Source organism: Stenotrophomonas maltophilia (genome assembly GCF_047782825.1).
GTDB lineage: Bacteria > Pseudomonadota > Gammaproteobacteria > Xanthomonadales > Xanthomonadaceae > Stenotrophomonas.
The window spans coordinates 3487137-3503822 of the sequence record NZ_CP180589.1; the positions used below are offsets into that span (position 1 = coordinate 3487137).

Annotated in this window: 16 protein-coding genes; 8 read left to right on the plus strand and 8 right to left on the minus strand. The window is 67.7% G+C overall.

Annotated features, from left to right (window positions below):
- Positions 1–30: 30 nt before the first annotated feature.
- The 3 genes from ACM2ZB_RS16100 to ACM2ZB_RS16110 form a co-directional block, all read right to left on the minus strand.
- Positions 31–798 (minus strand): hypothetical protein, encoded by a 768-nt coding sequence (locus ACM2ZB_RS16100; protein ID WP_416056189.1) that lies wholly within the window; start codon positions 796–798, stop codon positions 31–33.
- 186 nt (positions 799–984) lie between these two features.
- Positions 985–1776, minus strand: coding sequence for an ABC transporter permease (locus tag ACM2ZB_RS16105; protein WP_313436701.1), 792 nt, complete (start codon positions 1774–1776; stop codon positions 985–987).
- Positions 1773–2741: an ABC transporter ATP-binding protein gene (locus ACM2ZB_RS16110; RefSeq protein WP_416056190.1), complete on the minus strand. Its 969-nt coding sequence runs from the start codon at positions 2739–2741 to the stop codon at positions 1773–1775. The genes ACM2ZB_RS16105 and ACM2ZB_RS16110 overlap by 4 nt, the downstream gene beginning before the upstream one ends.
- An 84-nt stretch (positions 2742–2825) precedes the next feature.
- Between ACM2ZB_RS16110 and ACM2ZB_RS16115 the strand changes: the two genes are divergently transcribed.
- Positions 2826–3575, plus strand: a complete 750-nt coding sequence (locus ACM2ZB_RS16115; protein ID WP_416056191.1) for a ferredoxin--NADP reductase — start codon at positions 2826–2828, stop codon at positions 3573–3575.
- A 55-nt stretch (positions 3576–3630) separates the two neighbouring features.
- Here ACM2ZB_RS16115 and ACM2ZB_RS16120 read toward each other — a convergent pair whose 3' ends face one another.
- On the minus strand, positions 3631–4800 hold the full coding sequence (locus ACM2ZB_RS16120; RefSeq protein ID WP_416056192.1) for a lytic polysaccharide monooxygenase auxiliary activity family 9 protein: 1170 nt from the start codon (positions 4798–4800) through the stop codon (positions 3631–3633).
- Positions 4801–5082: 282 nt separating this feature from the next.
- Between ACM2ZB_RS16120 and ACM2ZB_RS16125 the strand changes: the two genes are divergently transcribed.
- The 4 genes from ACM2ZB_RS16125 (at position 5083) to ACM2ZB_RS16140 (ending at position 9831) form a co-directional block, all read left to right on the plus strand.
- A complete protein-coding gene (locus ACM2ZB_RS16125) occupies positions 5083–6246 on the plus strand; it encodes a GGDEF domain-containing protein (RefSeq protein WP_416056193.1) in 1164 nt (387 codons plus the stop codon).
- Positions 6247–6365: 119 nt separating this feature from the next.
- A complete protein-coding gene (locus ACM2ZB_RS16130; RefSeq protein WP_416056194.1) occupies positions 6366–7907 on the plus strand; it encodes an alpha/beta hydrolase in 1542 nt (513 codons plus the stop codon).
- Positions 7904–8650, plus strand: coding sequence for an ATP-binding cassette domain-containing protein (locus tag ACM2ZB_RS16135; protein ID WP_416056195.1), 747 nt, complete (start codon positions 7904–7906; stop codon positions 8648–8650). The genes ACM2ZB_RS16130 and ACM2ZB_RS16135 overlap by 4 nt, the downstream gene beginning before the upstream one ends.
- A complete protein-coding gene (locus tag ACM2ZB_RS16140) occupies positions 8647–9831 on the plus strand; it encodes an ABC transporter permease (protein WP_416056196.1) in 1185 nt (394 codons plus the stop codon). The genes ACM2ZB_RS16135 and ACM2ZB_RS16140 overlap by 4 nt, the downstream gene beginning before the upstream one ends.
- A gap of 71 nt (positions 9832–9902) precedes the next feature.
- Here the strand turns inward: ACM2ZB_RS16140 and ACM2ZB_RS16145 are convergent, their stop codons facing one another.
- Both ACM2ZB_RS16145 and ACM2ZB_RS16150 read right to left on the minus strand, forming a co-directional pair.
- Positions 9903–10328: a hypothetical protein gene (locus tag ACM2ZB_RS16145; RefSeq protein WP_416056197.1), complete on the minus strand. Its 426-nt coding sequence runs from the start codon at positions 10326–10328 to the stop codon at positions 9903–9905.
- A gap of 66 nt (positions 10329–10394) precedes the next feature.
- Positions 10395–11183, minus strand: coding sequence for an AraC family transcriptional regulator (locus ACM2ZB_RS16150; RefSeq protein ID WP_416056198.1), 789 nt, complete (start codon positions 11181–11183; stop codon positions 10395–10397).
- A gap of 77 nt (positions 11184–11260) precedes the next feature.
- Between ACM2ZB_RS16150 and ACM2ZB_RS16155 the strand changes: the two genes are divergently transcribed.
- A complete protein-coding gene (locus ACM2ZB_RS16155; RefSeq protein WP_416056199.1) occupies positions 11261–11515 on the plus strand; it encodes a hypothetical protein in 255 nt (84 codons plus the stop codon).
- A gap of 75 nt (positions 11516–11590) precedes the next feature.
- Here the strand turns inward: ACM2ZB_RS16155 and ACM2ZB_RS16160 are convergent, their stop codons facing one another.
- Positions 11591–12598 (minus strand): energy transducer TonB, encoded by a 1008-nt coding sequence (locus tag ACM2ZB_RS16160; RefSeq protein ID WP_416056200.1) that lies wholly within the window; start codon positions 12596–12598, stop codon positions 11591–11593.
- 199 nt (positions 12599–12797) lie between these two features.
- On the minus strand, positions 12798–13424 hold the full coding sequence (locus ACM2ZB_RS16165) for a TIGR00645 family protein (RefSeq protein ID WP_416056201.1): 627 nt from the start codon (positions 13422–13424) through the stop codon (positions 12798–12800).
- 111 nt (positions 13425–13535) lie between these two features.
- Here ACM2ZB_RS16165 and ACM2ZB_RS16170 point away from each other — a divergent pair, with 111 nt between their 5' ends.
- Positions 13536–14225 carry a glutathione binding-like protein gene (locus ACM2ZB_RS16170; protein ID WP_416056202.1) on the plus strand — a complete coding sequence of 230 codons (690 nt, stop codon included), beginning with the start codon at positions 13536–13538 and terminating at the stop codon, positions 14223–14225.
- Positions 14226–14444: 219 nt separating this feature from the next.
- On the plus strand, positions 14445–16670 hold the full coding sequence (locus tag ACM2ZB_RS16175; RefSeq protein WP_416056203.1) for a S9 family peptidase: 2226 nt from the start codon (positions 14445–14447) through the stop codon (positions 16668–16670).
- The last annotated feature ends 16 nt before the right edge of the window (positions 16671–16686 follow it).

Consider the following 16686-nt stretch of genomic DNA (forward strand, 5'->3'; position numbering starts at 1 on the left):
TAGCGCCGAGCCCATGCTCGGCGGCAATTCTCAAGGGAACCGCGCGCTGAAATCCTCGGTGTAGCCCAGCAGCAGCGTCGTGCGCGTGGCCAGCGTCTGCGCCAATCGGGTCCAGGTGTCTTCGGCTCCCGCCGCGTAGGCCTTGCGCAGGTCTTCCACCAGCGTGCGCGTTTCTGCCGGCGTGGGCGCGCTGCTGCGCTGGAAACCCAGCCACGAGGCGCCCAGGCCGAACAGGTGGTAGCCATGGCGTTGCTGCAGGTGCCGGATCAAGGCGTGGTTCTGGAAGATGTCCCAGTCGGCGCTGAAGTAGCCGTTGGGCAGCGCAGCGATCAACAGGTCGTCGCGATCCACGGGCACCTGCTGCACGCACACCACATCGTCCACAAGGCTGCCCGGTGCGGCATTGGCGGCGACCAGGGTTTCAATGTCCTCGTCATTGCACACCAACGTGCCTGCCAGCGTCGTCCATTCCAGGCGATGGGCGGAATGCTCCAGTTGAGAGACGACATGCGCCAGCACGCGCTCGCGGGCGAGCAGGGCATCGACAGGTGTTGCCGGTTCTTCGTCGTCGTACAGCGCGATGCGCGCATCGTCGGACGCGTGCATGCTCGTGTAACGGCACTGGCCGGCATCATCCAACGTGCACAGATAGCGATGCCGCGCATCGTCCGCACGCAGGGATGCCAGGCACGCCCGGACCTCATCCAGCGTCGGCGCATCGGTCAGCAGGGCATGGCTGAACGCATCGATGGGGCCGTCGGAGACAGCCTTTTCCAGCGGAATGAGGGTCATCTTCATGTCCACAGCCTACCCGCAATGAAAAGAGCCGAGCATAGGCTCGGCTCTACAGGTGATGCCGCATCCACGCATGGCGTGGATCTACTGGCCACCGCCCCGCCATCCCACGGAATGCCAGCTGTTGGACGTTGACGTTGCTCTGGCCTGTTGCAGCGGGTGCAGGGCCGCAGGCCCTGCAGGCAACCCTCAGCTTCGCATGCCCACGCCACGCCGCAGCAGCCACAGCGCCAGCGCCGTCAGCACCACCACGAAGCCCAGCATCAGCGCATACGCCACCCACACCGGCACATCGCTGCTGCCCAGCAGGCCGTAGCGGAACGCATTGACCATGTAGAAGATCGGGTTGGCGTGCGTGGCCGCCTCGGCCCAGGTCGGCAGCAGCTTCACCGAATAGAACACGCCACCCAGGTAGGTCAGCGGGGTCAGGATGAAGGTCGGCACGATCGCCACGTCATCAAACTTCTTCGCATACACCGCATTGATGAAGCCGGCGAGCGAGAAGATCGTCGCGCCCAGGATCACCGTGGTCAGCGTCACCAGCGGGTGCGGGATGCGCACCGGGGTGAAGAACATGGCGATGATCAGCACGATCACGCCCACCATCAGGCCGCGCAGCACCGCGCCGGCCACGTAGCCCCACAGGATCACCCAGTTCGGCATCGGGCTGACCAGCAGCTCTTCCACGTGGCGGCCGAACTTGGCGCCGAAGAACGAAGAGCTGATGTTGCCGTAGCTGTTCTGGATCACGCTCATCATCACCAGGCCCGGCACGATGAACTGCATGTAGCTGTAGCCGCCCATGTCACCCACGCGCGAGCCGATCAGGCCGCCGAAGATCAGGAAGTACAGGGTCATGGTGATCGCAGGCGGTACCAGGGTCTGGCCCCAGATGCGCAGGATGCGCGCGACTTCGCGGCGCACGATGGTCATCAGCGCGATGCGGTTGCGCTGGCCGTCGGTCAGCTCGGTGGTGCTCATGCAGACTTCTCCAGGTTGCCGGTGAGGCGCACGAACAGCTCCTCCAGGCGATTGCTCTTGGTACGCATCGAACGCACGCGGATGCCGGCCTCGTTCAGCGTGGCGAACACGCGGTTGAGGTCCATCGCGCGCGGCATGTCGATGTCCAGCGTGTGCGGATCCGGCGCGGTCAGGGTCGCGCCCTCGATCACCGGCAGCTGCGCGGGCAGGTCACCGTCGATGTCCAGCAGGAAGCCTTCCACATCGAGTTTGGCCAGCAGGGTGCGCATCGGCCCCTGCTCGACGATCTGGCCATGGTTGATGATGGCCAGGTGCCGGCACAGGTACTCGGCTTCTTCCAGGTAGTGGGTGGTGAGGATGATCGTGGTGCCGGCGGCGTTGATCTCCTTCAGCACCCGCCACATGTCGCGGCGGATCTCGATGTCCACGCCGGCGGTGGGTTCGTCCAGGATCAGCAGGCGCGGGCGGGTCATCATCGCGCGGGCGATCATCAGCCGGCGCTTCATGCCGCCGGACAGGGTGCGGCTCATCACCTGCGCCTTTTCCCACAGGTGCGCACGCTTCAGTTCCTCTTCGGCGCGCTTCTCCGCTTCCTCGCGGGGCACGCCATAGAAGCCGGCGTAGTTCACCAGGATGTCGAAGGGCTTCTCGAACAGGTTGAAGTTGATTTCCTGCGGCACCAAGCCGATCAGGCGCATGGTGGCGCTGCGGTTGCGCACCAGGTCGCTGCCGAACACTTCCACCTGGCCTTCGCTGAGGTTGACCAGGGAGCTGATGATGCCGATCAGGGTGGACTTGCCGGCGCCGTTGGGGCCGAGCAGGGCGAAGAAATCGCCCGGGGCGACTTCCAGGGAAACCCCCTTGAGGGCCTGGGTGCCGTTGTCGTAGGTCTTGCGCAGGTCGCGCACGCGCAGGGCGGGCGCCGTATCGTTCAGGGAAGCCAAGCTCGAAGCCTTCGCGCCCATGGGCTGGCGCTGGAGAGGGGCGGGGAGCGGCTATTATAGAAGACCCCGAGGGCTTGCCCCGGCTACACACTGTCCCGAAAAGTCGTGCCTGTCCAATTCCCCATCAAGCTGGTCGGCCGCCGCATGCTGGCCCCGACCGTCGGCCATTACCAGTTCGTGCGTGATGACGGCCAGCCGCTGGATTTCCAGCCCGGCCAGTTCATCCAGGTCCATTTCAGCTATGCCGATGGCACTGAAACCAAGCGCAGCTATTCGCTGGCGACCATCCACGACCACGCGCTGGGCCCGGGCGAGGCGGTGGACATCGCGGTCAGCTTCGTGCCCGGCGGCGCCGCCACGGCCCTGTTCGAGGCCCTGGACATCGGTGGCCAGGTCAGTGCTTCGGGCCCCTACGGCCGGTTCTGCCTGAACCCCGGCGACCACAACGGCCGCTACCTGCTGATCGCCACCGGTACCGGCGTCACCCCGTACCGGTCGATGCTGCCGCTGCTGGAAACGGCCATGGCCGAGCGCGGCGTGCAGGTCGTCCTGCTGCAGGGCGCGCGCAGCCCCGGCGAGCTGCTGTACAGCGAAGATTTCTACAGCTTCGCCGAAAAACACCCTAACTTCCGCTATGTGCCGTGCCTGTCGCGCGAACTTCCGGCCGACCCGCATCCCGACGTGCACCACGGCTACGTGCAGCAGGCCCTGGCCGGCTTCACGCCGGACCCGGCCACCGACATCGCCTACCTGTGCGGCAACCCGGACATGGTCGATGCCTGCGCCGAGGCCCTGAAGGAAGCCGGGCTCGGCAACCCGCAGATCCGCCGCGAGAAGTACGTCAGCAGCAAGTAATCCCGGCAGTGCCGGCCGCTGGCCGGCACCCCCGTCGAAGCGGCTGCAGCCCGCCTCAGTAGGCCACCCACGCATCGCGCCAGGCCGCGCCCACCCCGGGCCGGTAGGCCTCGGCATTGACGTTGCACCAGGCCCCTTCCGGGAACGGCCGGCAGGCGTACAGCTTGCCGTCACTGCTCTTCACCACCGTTTCCCCGGGTGTGTAGCTGCCAATGCCGGCCGGATATACGAAGTCGAAATCACCGCCGGGTGAAGGCGTGCCCGGGTCCGGCAGCTGGGTGTCCAGCTGGAAGCGGTTGCCACTCTTGAGGTACACGCGGTTGCCCGTAGCCGATGCGGTCGGCGTGATCACGCCGTTGGCCAGCACGCCCACGCGGGCATGCTGGGCACTGCCGTTGACCTTGCGCGCCACCGCCAGCGGCCACTGTGCCGGGCTGGTCTGGCCCGCGGCCAGGGTCGTCTCGACGCGCTCCAGATCGTTGCCGGCCGCATTGAACACGCGCAGCGCCAGGGTGGTGCCCACCGGCAGTTCGGTGCGCGCGGTCAGGGCGCCGGCATCCTGCCACTGCGGCACGGGCGTGGTGCCACCGCCGCCCTCGAAGCGCACGTCCATGCAGGTGTAGAACGCTTCGGTCGAATCGGCGCGCTGCCAGGTGTTGTAGATCACGTGCTGGCCGCTGCGCTGGGGCAGGGTGCACTGCAGCTTGTAGGTGCCATCGGCCGACAGCGGTGTATTGCCCAGCGTGCAGAATTCCTGCAGGTCGGCCCAGCGCAGCGGGCTGCCCGGCTGCCAGCCGTCGCGGGTGACGAAGAAGCGCCAGTCACGCGTGGCATGCGGGGCGGTGGCCTTGAACACGAAGGTGAAACGCCCGTTCGCATCGGGCTGGATCGGCGTGGTCTGCCAGTCGCTGCGGTCCAGGTCCAGGCCGCGGAAGGTGGGGTTGTTGCCGCTGCACAGCTTGCCATCGGGTACCACCGCCTGGTGGTTGCCGTTGGCGTTGGCCTGGTTGATCCCGTTCCAGTCATAGAAGGCCTGCGAACCGGCCAGTGCCTTGGCTGCCGCACACGCCGGGTTGGTCGGGCTTTCCGGGTTGCCCTGGAAGCAGGCGTAGACCCGGCTGGCCGGGGTGGTCATGGTGCCGTGCGCGGCCGCGGTGCCGGCCACGCCCAGGCTGCCTGCCAGGACGGCGGTGGCCAGCAGCAACGGGGTGTATCGCAATGACATGGCGCATCCTTGTGGTCGTCGAAGGGAACGGTGACCGCAGGACCTGCGCTGCGCGGTGGGGACGGTGGCGGCACCATCGCGAGTATCCCGGTGCGGAACGGGGCCGGACAGCACCGGAATGCGGTTCCGTGACTGCGCATGTGAAGCCTTTCCCGCAGGCTTCACGCTGGGCTTAACCAATGCGCAGGAGGTCACGCAACGCAGGCGGCGGCGGTCACGTTCGCGCGGGACGGTCGCCACAACGCGCTAGGATGCGCGCATCGCCCGGCACGCACGGACCGCATGTCCCTGGACCTTCCTACCATCGGTGTACTTGGACTGCTGCTGTGCACCGGCATCGCCGTCGGCTTCTCGCTGCTGCTGGTGGTGCTGCGCGGGCAGCCGGTGCTGCGCCTGTGGACGGCCAGCCTGTGGTTGCTGACCCTGGGCGTGGTCCTGCTGGGGCTGCGGTCGTGGTTGCCGCAGGTGCCGGCCATCCTCGGCGGCAACGCGGCCATGGCCATTTCCAGTGTGCTGATGCTGCGCGGCATGGCCCTGCACCTGGGCCAGCCGATGCCGCTGTGGCGTGCGCTGGGCCTGGTCGCGCTGTTCATGGCCGGCATCTTCCTGTTCCTGGTGCCCTGGCCCAGCCTGGGCGTGCGCCTGCATGTGTTCAGCGTGTTCGCCGTGGTCATCAACGGCTGGATCGGCTGGCTGCTGCTGCGCCATGCACCGCCGGCGCAGCGCGTCAGCTGCCGGCTGGCGGCCGCGGTGTTCATCAGCGAAGCCCTGGTCTACGGCGTGCGCCTGTTCCTGCCGGTGGATGCCGGCGCGGGTGAGGACATCATGCGTTCGGGTTCGCCGATGTTCCTCACCTACCTGGCGGGAGTGATGCTGGAGCTTGCGCGCTGCTTCGCCCTGGTCCTGCTGCTGCTGGAACGCCTGCTGGTCGACCTGCGCCGCGCGGCCCGCACCGATGGCCTGACCGGCCTGCTCAACCGCAGCGCGGTACTGGCCGATGGTGCCGACCAGCTGCAGCAGGTGCGCCGCCAGCAGCGTCCGCTGGCCGTACTGCTGCTGGACGTGGACCACTTCAAGAACATCAACGACCGCTGGGGCCATGTCGCCGGCGATCAGGTGCTGCAGCATTTCACTGCGGTGCTGGAACGCTGCGCGCGCGGCCACGCGCATCTGCTCAGCCGCTATGGCGGCGAGGAATTCCTGTTGCTGCTGCCGGGCAGCGGCAGCGCCGACGCCGCGCGCCTTGCGGCCGCCATCCGCAGTGCACTGCGGCAGGGCCCGGCGACCCTGGGCAGCGATCCCGTGGCGGTCACCGCCAGTATCGGCCTGGCGATGGACGATGGCCATGCCGACCTGGCCGGGCTGATCGCCCGCGCCGATGCCGCGCTGTACCGGGCCAAGGCCGAAGGCCGCGACCGCCTGGTGGCCGCGGCCGAGCCGGCCTAGCGCGTCTACCCATCGCCGCCGGCGCCGTGGCCGTGTAAGTTGGCCCGGAGAAGTTGGTCACATCCGCCGCGGCGCTGCGTCGTGGTCGACAGGAACGTCCTTCAGGGGAATCAAGCACGATGCAAAGACACCATTTCGGGCTGGCCGGGCTTTCGGCCAGCATGTTGCTGGCCAGCCTGCTGCTGGCAGGCTGCAGCGCACCGGCAGCCACCGGCGCCGACGCCACCGCGGACAGCCCCGCGCGGCGCTACGGCAAGATCGAGTTCCGCCCGTGCACGCTGACCACGGTTGGCGCCAGCGCGAACGTCGAGGCGCAGTGCGCCACCCTGCAGGTCCCCGAAGACCGTGCCCATCCGGAAGGCCGCAGGATCGGCCTGCGCATCGCCTGGCTGGAGTCGGGTGACGGCGGCAGCGGCCACCCGGATCCGGTGTTCTTCCTGGCGGGCGGCCCCGGCCAGGCGGCCAGCGAAGTGGCGGTCATCGTCGATGCCGCCCTGCGCCAGGTGCGCAGGCAGCGCGACGTGTTCCTGATCGACCAGCGTGGCACCGGCGGCTCCAATCCGCTCAGCTGCCTGGGCGCGGATGGCAAGGATCTGCCGATGGATGAAGACGCTGCGCCCACCGAGGCGGCGATGCGTGACTATGCGCAGCGTTGCGCGGCGTCGCTGCAGGGGCGTGCCGATGCGCGCTTCTACACCACCGCCGAGGCCATCGCCGATCTGGACGCGGTGCGCCAGGCGCTGGGCGTGGACACGCTGAACCTGGTCGGGGGGTCCTATGGCACGCGTGTCGCCCAGCGCTACGCGATTGCCTACCCGCAGCACACCCGCAGCCTGGTCATCGATGGCGTGGTGCCCAACGACCTGGTGGTTGGCGGTGAGTTCGCCAAGACCTTCGACAACGCGATCACCCTGCAGTCGGCGCAGTGCCGCAAGGATGAAGCCTGCAGCAAGCGCTTCCCGGTCGATACCCGCGAACAGCTGCGCAGCGTGGCCGCGACCCTGCGCACTGCGCCGGTTACTGTCGATTACCGCGATCCCGGCACCAACGCACCGCGCCAGGACGTGCTGACTCCGGACAGCGTGGTCGGCCTGGCCTTCGCCTTTTCCTACGTGCCGGAATATTCCTCGCTGCTGCCGTTGGTGCTGGATGAAGCCGCGCAGGGCCGCTATGCACCGCTGGCCTCGCTGGTGCGCGGTGCCACGCGCAGCATGGATTTCCAGATCAACCGTGGCATGCAGTGGTCGGTCATCTGCAGCGAAGATGCACCGCGGTACCAGGCCCCGGCGGAGAATGACGACGCCCTGTTCGGCGCCGAAGCTGCGCGCGCGTTCTTCGCGGCCTGCCCGGTGTGGCCGCACCAGCCGGCGGCCGCCACGCTCACCGCACCGCTGAAGAGCGATCTGCCGGTGCTGCTGCTGTCCGGTGAACTGGATCCGGTCACCCCGCCGCGCTATGCCGAACAGGTGCTCAAGGGCCTGCCCAACGGCCGCTCGCTGGTGGCACGTGGCCAGGGCCACGGCACCCTCACCGCCGGCTGCATGCCGCGCCTGCTGGGCCAGTTCATCGACACCACCGATGCCAAGGCGCTCGACGCCAGCTGCCTGGACACGCTGAGCTACGTGCCGGCGTTCACCTCGTTCAACGGATGGACCCCATGATCGTCGCCGAAAACCTGCACAAGGCCTTCGACACCCGCACCGGCCGCATCCAGGCGGTGTCCAATGTGGGCTTCCGCGCTGCCGATGGCCAGATCACCGGCCTGCTGGGCCCCAACGGCGCCGGCAAGACCACCACCATGCGCATGCTGTACACGCTGATGACGCCCGACGAGGGCAGCATCAACGTCGATGGCATCGATGCGGCGCGCAACCCCGTGGAGGTCCGTCGCCACCTGGGCGTGCTGCCCGATGCGCGCGGCGTCTACAAGCGCCTGACCGCGCGCGAGAACATCGCCTACTTCGGCGAGCTGCACGGCCTGTCCGCACAGCGCATCCGTGAACGCATCGAGGTGCTGTCGCATGCACTGGACATGGGCGACATCCTCGATCGCCAGACCGATGGCTTCTCGCAGGGCCAGCGCACCAAGACCGCCATCGCCCGCGCGCTGGTGCACGACCCGCGCAACGTCATCCTCGACGAGCCCACCAACGGCCTGGACGTGATGACCACCCGCGCGCTGCGCCGCTTCCTGCTGGGCCTGCGAGAAGAAGGCCGCTGCGTGATCCTGTCCAGCCACATCATGCAGGAGGTGGGTGCGCTGTGTGACCACATCGTGATCATCGCCAAGGGCACGGTGATGGCCGCCGGCAGCGCCGATGAACTGCGCGCTCAGTCCGGCGAAGCCAACCTGGAAGATGCATTCGTGAAATTGATCGGCAGCGAAGAGGGCCTGCACGCATGAGCATGATGTCGACCCTGATGACGGTGCTGCGCAAGGAACTGCGTGACCTTTCGCGCGACCGCCGCACGCTGGCGCTGACCCTGCTGTTCGGCCCGCTGCTGTATCCGCTGCTGATCCTGGGCATGGGCAAGTTGTCCGAAAGCCGCGTGCGCACCCAGATCGAGCAACCGCTGCAGATTCCCACCATCGGCGCGGAGCACGCGCCGAACCTGGTCCGCTTCCTCGCCGCCCAGGGCCTGAACGCCACCGATGCACCGAAGGACCTGGCCGAAGCGATCCGCTCGCAGGACATCGATGTGGCGCTGCGCATCAGCCCGGACTTCGGCAAGGACTGGGCCGACGGCAAGCCGGCCTTGGTGGAGGTGATCCGTGACAGCACGCGGCGCGCTGCGGAAGTGCCCAGTGCACGCCTGCAGTCGGCGCTGGCCGCCTACAACGGCCAGGTGGGGGCACTGCGGCTGATGGCGCGTGGCATTGATGCGCAGGTTGCACGGCCGCTGGACGTGGCCAGCCAGGACATGGCCAGCGCCGAAGCCAAGCGCGGCATCATGCTGTCGGCACTGCTGCCGATCCTGCTGACACTGACCTCGTTCCTGGGCGGTGCCTATCTGGTGATGGACACCACCGCCGGCGAGCGCGAGCGGCAGTCACTGGAGCCGTTGCTGGCCACGCCCGGTTCGCGCAGCGCCATTGTCAGCGGCAAGATCGCCGCGGCCTGCGTGGTCGGCTTCGCGTCGCTGCTGCTGACCCTGGTCGCATTCAAGGTCAGCGCGCAGATCGCACCGGGCAACACCGGGCGGCAGCTCAACATGAACATCGTTTCGATGGTGCAGATGCTGCTGGTGATGTTGCCGATGCTGTTGATCGGCACCTCGCTGCTGACCTTCCTGGCGGCTGCAGCCAAGAGCATGAAGGAAGCCCAGAGCCACATGACCTGGCTGATGCTGCTGCCGATGCTGCCGGGCTACGCGCTGATCGCCTACCCGGTGAAGAGCCAGCTGTGGCAGTACGCCGTGCCGTTCCTGTCGCAGAACCAGATGCTGTTGAAGGTGATCCGCCATGAAGTGATCACCCCGGCCATCTGGGCCACCTACCTGGGCGCCAGCCTCGGCCTTGCGGCCCTGCTGTGGTTCGCCGCCGTGCGCCGCTACCACCAGGAACGCCTGGCCATCTCCGGCTGACCGAAGAGGTAACGCCGGGCCCCTCCCGGCGGATGTGCAGCGAGGCCCGGTCATGCCGGGCCTCGTTGTTTTCAGGCCTGTGCCGACTGCCAGGTGGCGAAGCGCTCGGCGATCACGGGTGCCAGACGGTCGAAGTTCTCCCAGGTATCTGCAACGTGATAGAGATCCGGGACGTCGTCACCGAGCGTGTCTTCGTAGTCATCGAGATACAGACCGTTTTCCATGTCGTAGTACTCGGCGGTGAAGGCGTTGGCTTCATCGCTGATCATGTCGTCAACCAGTTTCCCATCGCACACGAGAACGAACTTGCCCGGTGTCATGGCACGCCGGGTCAGGGCGGCCAGCTCTTCCTGCATGTCATCCAGCAGTTCCTCGCCCGCCATTCCCTGAAGCAGCAGCCACGCCAGATACATGCCGATGTGGGTCGCGCCTGCCTCGGGCGGAAGATCGGAAGGGAAGTCGCCGTCAGAATGCCAATTGGCGTCGTCGTACTTCATTTGGGTGCCTCCGAAATCATCGGGCAGCTTAGTTTGCGGCGGTATGTAGCGGCAGTGTTGATTGCGTCACCCCACGCCATACCGCGCTGGCGTCACCCCCATCTCGCGCTTGAACACGGCAATGAAGGCGCTGGGCGTGTCGTAGCCCATCGACAGGGCGACTTCGATGACCGTTTCCCCTGCCAGCAGACGGGGCAGCGCCAGCAGCACGCGCAGGCGCTGCCGCCACTGGCTCAGTGCCATGCCTGTTTCGGCCACCCAATGGCGGGCCAGGCTGCGGCTGGACAGTCCGCTCGCGGCGGCCCAGTCCTGCACGCTGCGGGTGTCATGCGGCGCCCGCGCCAGTGCGGTGGCGATCCGCCGCAGGCGACGATCGCGTGGCTGTGGCAATGCCAGCGGCAACGGAACACCCGCCGCGATTTCATCACCGACCACCGCCGCCAGGCGCAGCTGCGCAGCCCCCAACGTGCCGCTTGGCCATTGCAGCGTGCGCGGCACCGCCGCCTGCAGCACCGCGCTGGGCTGGAATACGCGGGGCGCGGAGGGCAGAGCCCTGCAAGCATCGGTGTTGAAGTACAGGCTCCAGCCATCGAAGTCACCGACGCTGGCCAAGGCATGCGGCAGTTCCGGCGGTACCCAGGCCACGTGCCCGGCCGGCAGCAGCCAGTGCTGGTCACCCGCTTCGATGCGCAGCAGGCCGCGGCGCGCGCCCAGCAGCTGCCCACGTGCGTGCTGGTGGCGTGGCGTGCGGCGCGTGCCTGCCATCGCCAACTGCACGGCCAGCAACCACGGCCCGGCACCCGCATCGGCCAGGGCGGGATCGATCAGAGGCGCGTAGGGTGGCTGATCTGCCATAGGTATTGGCAGTTATACGGCAGAACGGCCGTTGGGCAAGCCTGAGACTGGCCACTCATCCCAAGGAGCCCAGTCTCATGAAACCGCAGGACATCCTTCCCGACCAGCAGAACGATGTGCAGGTCAATGGCCTGACCGTGCGCAAGGGCAGCGTCGGCGCCTTCCTGGCCAGCGTGCGCGACTGGCAGGACCCGGCCAGCGATCCGGCTGCCCGGGCCAGCGCCGAAGCCGATCTGCGCGCACTGCTGCCAGGCCTGCATGCGTTGGGCCTGTTCCAGGTGCTGGCTGCGCGCGACCCGGCACTGCAGCGACTGATCGACGGCGGGCGCTGAAACGCACAAGGCCCGGATCGCTCCGGGCCTTGCCGTGATGCTTCGCCGGGCGTGGCCCGGCGCCAGCTGGGGCCATCAACCGCCCGGTGCGAAGACCAGGGTGCGGCGGGTGGTGACCGGGGCGCCGACCGGCTCAAAGCGCCAGCGCTTGACCGCATTGAGGGCTTCGCGGTCGAAGATGCGCGACGGCGTGGCGCGCAGCACGCGGGCATTGGTCACCGAGCCATCGGTGCCGACGGTGATTTCCACCAGCACTTCGCCCGAGGTGCTCGAGCGCAGGGCCTCGGCCGGGTAACGCGGGGCCGGGGTGCTGACCGGGCGCAGGGTCGGCGCGGCGGTGGCTGCGGCGGCACGCGCGGCGCTGGCCTGCTGGGCAGCGGCCTGCTGCTGCTTCTGTTCGGCCTCGCGGCGGGCGGCGGCCTGGCGTTCGGCGTCCTGGCGCTCGCTGTCGCGGCGGGCTGCATCCTGCTGGGCGGCAATCTGCTTGGCCGCTTCGGCTTCCTTGTTGCGCTGGTCGGCCAGGCGCTGCTGTTCAACCAGCTGCTTGGCGCGGTCCTCGGCATCCTTCTTGACCTTGGCGGTCTCGTCCTCGGTGCGCTTGGCAGCCACCTGGACGCCCTTGGTCAGGCCTTCCTTCAGGCGCGGCAGGGCCGGCGCGGACGGGTCCACCTTCTCGATCAGCGCCACCAGGCGCTGGGCTTCAGTGAAATCCTCGCGGCCCAGGTGCTGCTCGGCGGCAATCAGGGTGTAGGGCAGCAGGTCGGTCAGCGCGCTCTTCACCGAGGCGTCGTCCGGCGTCTTGTCGCGCAGTGCCAGGTAGTACTCGATGGCGTTGTCACCGGCCGGGGCGTACATGCGGTTCTCGGCCAGGGCCTGGCTGGCCGAATCGCGCAGCTGCTCGGTGCCCATGGACTGCACCTTGGCGGCGACCGCAGGCGTGGCGGGGGCAGCGGCGGCGGGCGCGGCAGCGCCCTCGGCAGCCGGTGCCGGCGTTTCTTCCTTGCCCGAGCAGGCGGCCAGGGCCAGCGCCAGGGCAACCGGCATCCACCGGCGCGCGGCAGCGATCTTTGTGACGTGCGACATCCTGCTCCCCTTTAGAAGACGACGTTACGTAAGCCGTGGTTCTGCATGGCCGGGACCGGGGTCCGGGCGTGGCGGCTGGCGTTTCCCGACGCCGCCGCCGGCAACGGCGAGGGTGCAATCTAGCATCCCGCCCACCCTTGCGCACAAGGGGATGGGCCGTGCCGATGGCGACACAAGCGGTCGCCATCGGCCGTGTGGCTCAGTGCGCGCCGGGCTTGCCGTGGCTGTCAGCCTTGTCGTGGCTGCCGGACATCAGCTTGTCGGTCCAGGCAATACCGATGGCCGACAGGATGAACACGCAGTGGATGATGGTCTGCCACAGCACGCCATCGGCGGTCAGCATCGAGCACTTCGCGGCGCCGATGTTGGCGGCGGCGACGTTCATCTGTTCCGGGGTGCACAGCGGGATGCCGCCCAGCGCGCCGGTGGCGATGAAAGTCTTCAGCAGGTGGATCGAGGATATGCCGATGATCGCCATGGCCAGCTTCACCTTCAGCACGCTGGCGTTGACGTGGCTCAGCCATTCCGGCTGGTCCGGGTGGCCTTCCAGGCGCAGGCGCGACACGAAGGTTTCATAGCCGCCCACGATCACCATCACCAGCAGGTTGGAAATCATCACCACGTCGATCAGGCCCAGCACGATCAGCATGATCTGCTGCTCGCCCATCGAGGCCGAATGCGAAATCAGGTGCCACAGTTCCTTGCCGAACAGGAACACATAGACGCACTGCGCCACGATCAGGCCCAGGTACAGCGGCAGCTGCAGCCAGCGCGAGGCGAAGATCAGGTTGGACAGCGGGGAGAGCGGCGGACGGTTTGCACTCATGCGAGGGATGCTGCGTTTCGGGGGAGAGGCGAGGTTACCGGCCCGCCATGACGGTGCCAAGCCAACTCACGCACTAGACTTCAGGTTCCTTCCGCACCCCGAGCCGACGCCATGATCGACCTGTATTACTGGCCCACCCCCAACGGCCACAAAGTGACCCTGCTGCTGGAGGAGGCCGGCCTGGACTACCGCATCCACCCGGTCAACATCGGCTCGGGCGACCAGTTCAAGCCGGAATTCCTGGCCATTTCGCCCAACAACAAGATGCCGGCCATCGTCGACCATGCCCCGGCCGATGGCGGCGCCCCGCAGAGCGTGTTCGAATCCGGCGCCATCCTGCTGTACCTGGCCGAAAAGACCGGCCAGTTCCTGCCCAGCGATCCGCGCGGCCGGGTTACCGCCCTGGAGTGGCTGTTCTGGCAGATGGCCGGGCTGGGCCCGATGAGTGGCCAGATGGGCCATTTCAACGTCTACGCGCCGGAAAAGATCCCCTACGCGGTCGAGCGCTACGACAATGAAGTGCGCCGCCTGCACGGGGTGATGGACAAGCGCCTGGCGCAGCACGCCTTCCTGGCCGGCGACGAGTACACCATTGCCGACATGGCCAGCTACCCGTGGATTGGCGCCTACGACAAGATCCCAGTCGACTTCGCCGCCTTCCCGAACCTGAAGCGCTGGCGCGAGGCCATTGCCGCGCGCCCGGCCTCCCAGCGCGCCTACGCCCTGAGCAAGCAGGTGAACCCCAACGCCGGCAAGCCGATGAGCGAGGAAGAGCGCAAGCTGCTGTTCGGCCAGCGCTGAGGCTTCCTCGCGGCCGCCGCGCTCGCCGGGCATGGCCCGGCGGATGTGCCGCATGCGACTTGCCCGGGGTCGGATCCCTTTGCAGCGCAAAGGGCTCTGACCCCAGCACCGGGGCATGGGCATAAGGTCATGCTGCCTTCCCGCACGGGCTTGGTTAGGATGGGGGCTGACCGCCACGCGCCCGCCGCGTGGCGGACCTGCCGTTTGCCGGGACCCTCCATGCGCCATCTGTTCGCTTCGCTTGCCCTCATGCTCGCCACCAGCACCGCCGCCCACGCCGAAAAACTCACCCTGGAAGCCATCACCGGCCCGCTGCCGCTGTCCGGCCCCACGCTGATTAAGCCCAAGGTGGCCCCGGACGGTTCGCGCGTTACTTTCCTGCGTGGCAAGGACACCGACCGCAACCAGCTGGACCTGTGGAGCTATGACATCGGCAGCGGCCAGACCCGCCTGCTGGTGGATTCGAAGGTGATGCTGCCCGGCACCGAAACCCTGAGCGATGAAGAAAAGGCGCGCCGCGAGCGCCAGCGCATCGCCGCCATGACCGGCATCGTCGATTACCAGTGGGCACCGGACGCGCAGCGCCTGCTGTTCCCGCTGGGCGGCGAACTGTATCTGTACGACCTGAAGCAGCAGGGTGCCGCGGCCGTGCGCCAGCTGACCCACGGCGAAGGTTTCGCCACCGATGCCAAGCTGTCGCCCAAGGGCGGCTTCGTCAGCTTCATCCGCGGCCGCAACCTGTGGGTGATCGACCTGGCCAGCGGTAAGCAGCTGCAGCTCACCACCGACGGCAGCGCGACCATCGGCAACGGCGTGGCCGAATTCGTGGCAGACGAGGAAATGGACCGCCACACCGGTTACTGGTGGGCACCGGACGACTCGGCCATCGCCTTCGCCCGTATCGATGAAAGCCCTGTGCCGGTGCAGAAGCGCTACGAGGTCTACGCCGACCGCACCGATGTGATCGAACAGCGCTACCCGGCCGCCGGCGATGCCAATGTGACCGTGAAGCTGGGCGTGATCGCGCCGGCCGCCGCCGCCACGCCGCGCTGGATCGACCTGGGCAAGGAACAGGACATCTACCTGGCCCGCGTGGACTGGCGCGATGGCCAGCGCCTGACCTTCCAGCGCCAGTCGCGCGACCAGAAGCTGCTGGACCTGGTGGAAGTGGACCTGGCCGGCAAGGGCACGCGCACGCTGGCCCATGAAACCAGCCCGACCTGGGTGCCGCTGCACAACAGCCTGCGCTTCCTGGACGACGGCAGCATCGTGTGGTCGTCCGAACGCACCGGCTTCCAGCACCTGTACCGCATCGACGCCAAGGGCAAGACCACCGCGCTGACCCACGGCAACTGGCCGGTGGACGAACTGCTGGCGGTCGATGAAAAGGCCGGCAAGGTCTACTTCCGCGCCGGCATCGATTCGGCCCGCGAAAGCCAGATCTACGCCGTATCGCTGCAAGGTGGCGCGCCGCAGCGCCTGTCGCAGGCCCCGGGCATGCACACCGCCAGCTTCGCGCGCAATGCCACCGTGTACGTCGATACCTGGTCCAACAGCACCACGCCGCCGCAGATCGAGCTGTTCCGTGCCAATGGCGAGAAGATCGCCACCCTGCTCGAAAACGACCTGGCCGACCCCAAGCATCCCTACGCGCGCTACCGCGATGCACAGCGCCCGGTGGAATTCGGCACGCTGACCGCCGCAGACGGCAAGACGCCGCTGAACTACAGCCTCATCAAGCCCGCCGGCTTTGATCCGTCCAAGCGCTACCCGGTGGCCGTGTACGTGTACGGCGGTCCGGCCAGCCAGACCGTCACCGACAGCTGGCCCGGCCGTGGCGACCACCTGTTCAACCAGTACCTGGCCCAGCAGGGCTACGTGGTGTTCTCGCTGGACAACCGTGGTACCCCGCGCCGCGGCCGTGATTTCGGCGGCGCGCTGTATGGCAAGCAGGGTACGGTGGAAGTGGACGACCAGCTGCGTGGCGTGGCCTGGCTGAAGCAGCAGCCCTGGGTGGACCCGGCGCGCATTGGCGTGCAGGGCTGGTCCAACGGTGGCTACATGACCCTGATGCTGCTGGCCAAGGCGTCGGACAGCTATGCCTGCGGCGTGGCCGGCGCACCGGTCACCGACTGGGGCCTGTACGACAGCCACTACACCGAGCGCTACATGGACCTGCCCAAGCGCAACGACGCCGGTTATCGCGAAGCGCGCGTGCTGACCCACATCGAGGGCCTGCGATCGCCGCTGCTGCTGATCCATGGCATGGCCGACGACAACGTGCTGTTCACCAATTCCACCAGCCTGATGAGCGCGCTGCAGAAGCGTGGCCAGCCGTTCGAGCTGATGACCTACCCTGGTGCCAAGCACGGCCTGTCCGGCGCCGATGCGCTGCACCGCTACCGGGTGGCCGAAGCCTTCCTGGAGCGCTGCCTGAAGCCCTGATCGCGATTGGGAAGGA

Excerpts from the sequence above, each read along its gene's own strand:
- ACM2ZB_RS16100 (WP_416056189.1), bottom strand. The coding sequence starts at position 798 with ATGAAGATGACCCTCATTCCGCTGGAAAAGGCTGTCTCCGACGGCCCC.
- ACM2ZB_RS16105 (WP_313436701.1), bottom strand. The coding sequence starts at position 1,776 with ATGAGCACCACCGAGCTGACCGACGGCCAGCGCAACCGCATCGCGCTG.
- ACM2ZB_RS16110 (WP_416056190.1), bottom strand. The coding sequence starts at position 2,741 with ATGGGCGCGAAGGCTTCGAGCTTGGCTTCCCTGAACGATACGGCGCCC.
- ACM2ZB_RS16120 (WP_416056192.1), bottom strand. The coding sequence starts at position 4,800 with ATGTCATTGCGATACACCCCGTTGCTGCTGGCCACCGCCGTCCTGGCA.
- ACM2ZB_RS16125 (WP_416056193.1), top strand. The coding sequence starts at position 5,083 with ATGTCCCTGGACCTTCCTACCATCGGTGTACTTGGACTGCTGCTGTGC.
- ACM2ZB_RS16130 (WP_416056194.1), top strand. The coding sequence starts at position 6,366 with ATGCAAAGACACCATTTCGGGCTGGCCGGGCTTTCGGCCAGCATGTTG.
- ACM2ZB_RS16135 (WP_416056195.1), top strand. The coding sequence starts at position 7,904 with ATGATCGTCGCCGAAAACCTGCACAAGGCCTTCGACACCCGCACCGGC.
- ACM2ZB_RS16140 (WP_416056196.1), top strand. The coding sequence starts at position 8,647 with ATGAGCATGATGTCGACCCTGATGACGGTGCTGCGCAAGGAACTGCGT.
- ACM2ZB_RS16145 (WP_416056197.1), bottom strand. The coding sequence starts at position 10,328 with ATGAAGTACGACGACGCCAATTGGCATTCTGACGGCGACTTCCCTTCC.
- ACM2ZB_RS16150 (WP_416056198.1), bottom strand. The coding sequence starts at position 11,183 with ATGGCAGATCAGCCACCCTACGCGCCTCTGATCGATCCCGCCCTGGCC.
- ACM2ZB_RS16155 (WP_416056199.1), top strand. The coding sequence starts at position 11,261 with ATGAAACCGCAGGACATCCTTCCCGACCAGCAGAACGATGTGCAGGTC.
- ACM2ZB_RS16160 (WP_416056200.1), bottom strand. The coding sequence starts at position 12,598 with ATGTCGCACGTCACAAAGATCGCTGCCGCGCGCCGGTGGATGCCGGTT.
- ACM2ZB_RS16165 (WP_416056201.1), bottom strand. The coding sequence starts at position 13,424 with ATGAGTGCAAACCGTCCGCCGCTCTCCCCGCTGTCCAACCTGATCTTC.
- ACM2ZB_RS16170 (WP_416056202.1), top strand. The coding sequence starts at position 13,536 with ATGATCGACCTGTATTACTGGCCCACCCCCAACGGCCACAAAGTGACC.
- ACM2ZB_RS16175 (WP_416056203.1), top strand. The coding sequence starts at position 14,445 with ATGCGCCATCTGTTCGCTTCGCTTGCCCTCATGCTCGCCACCAGCACC.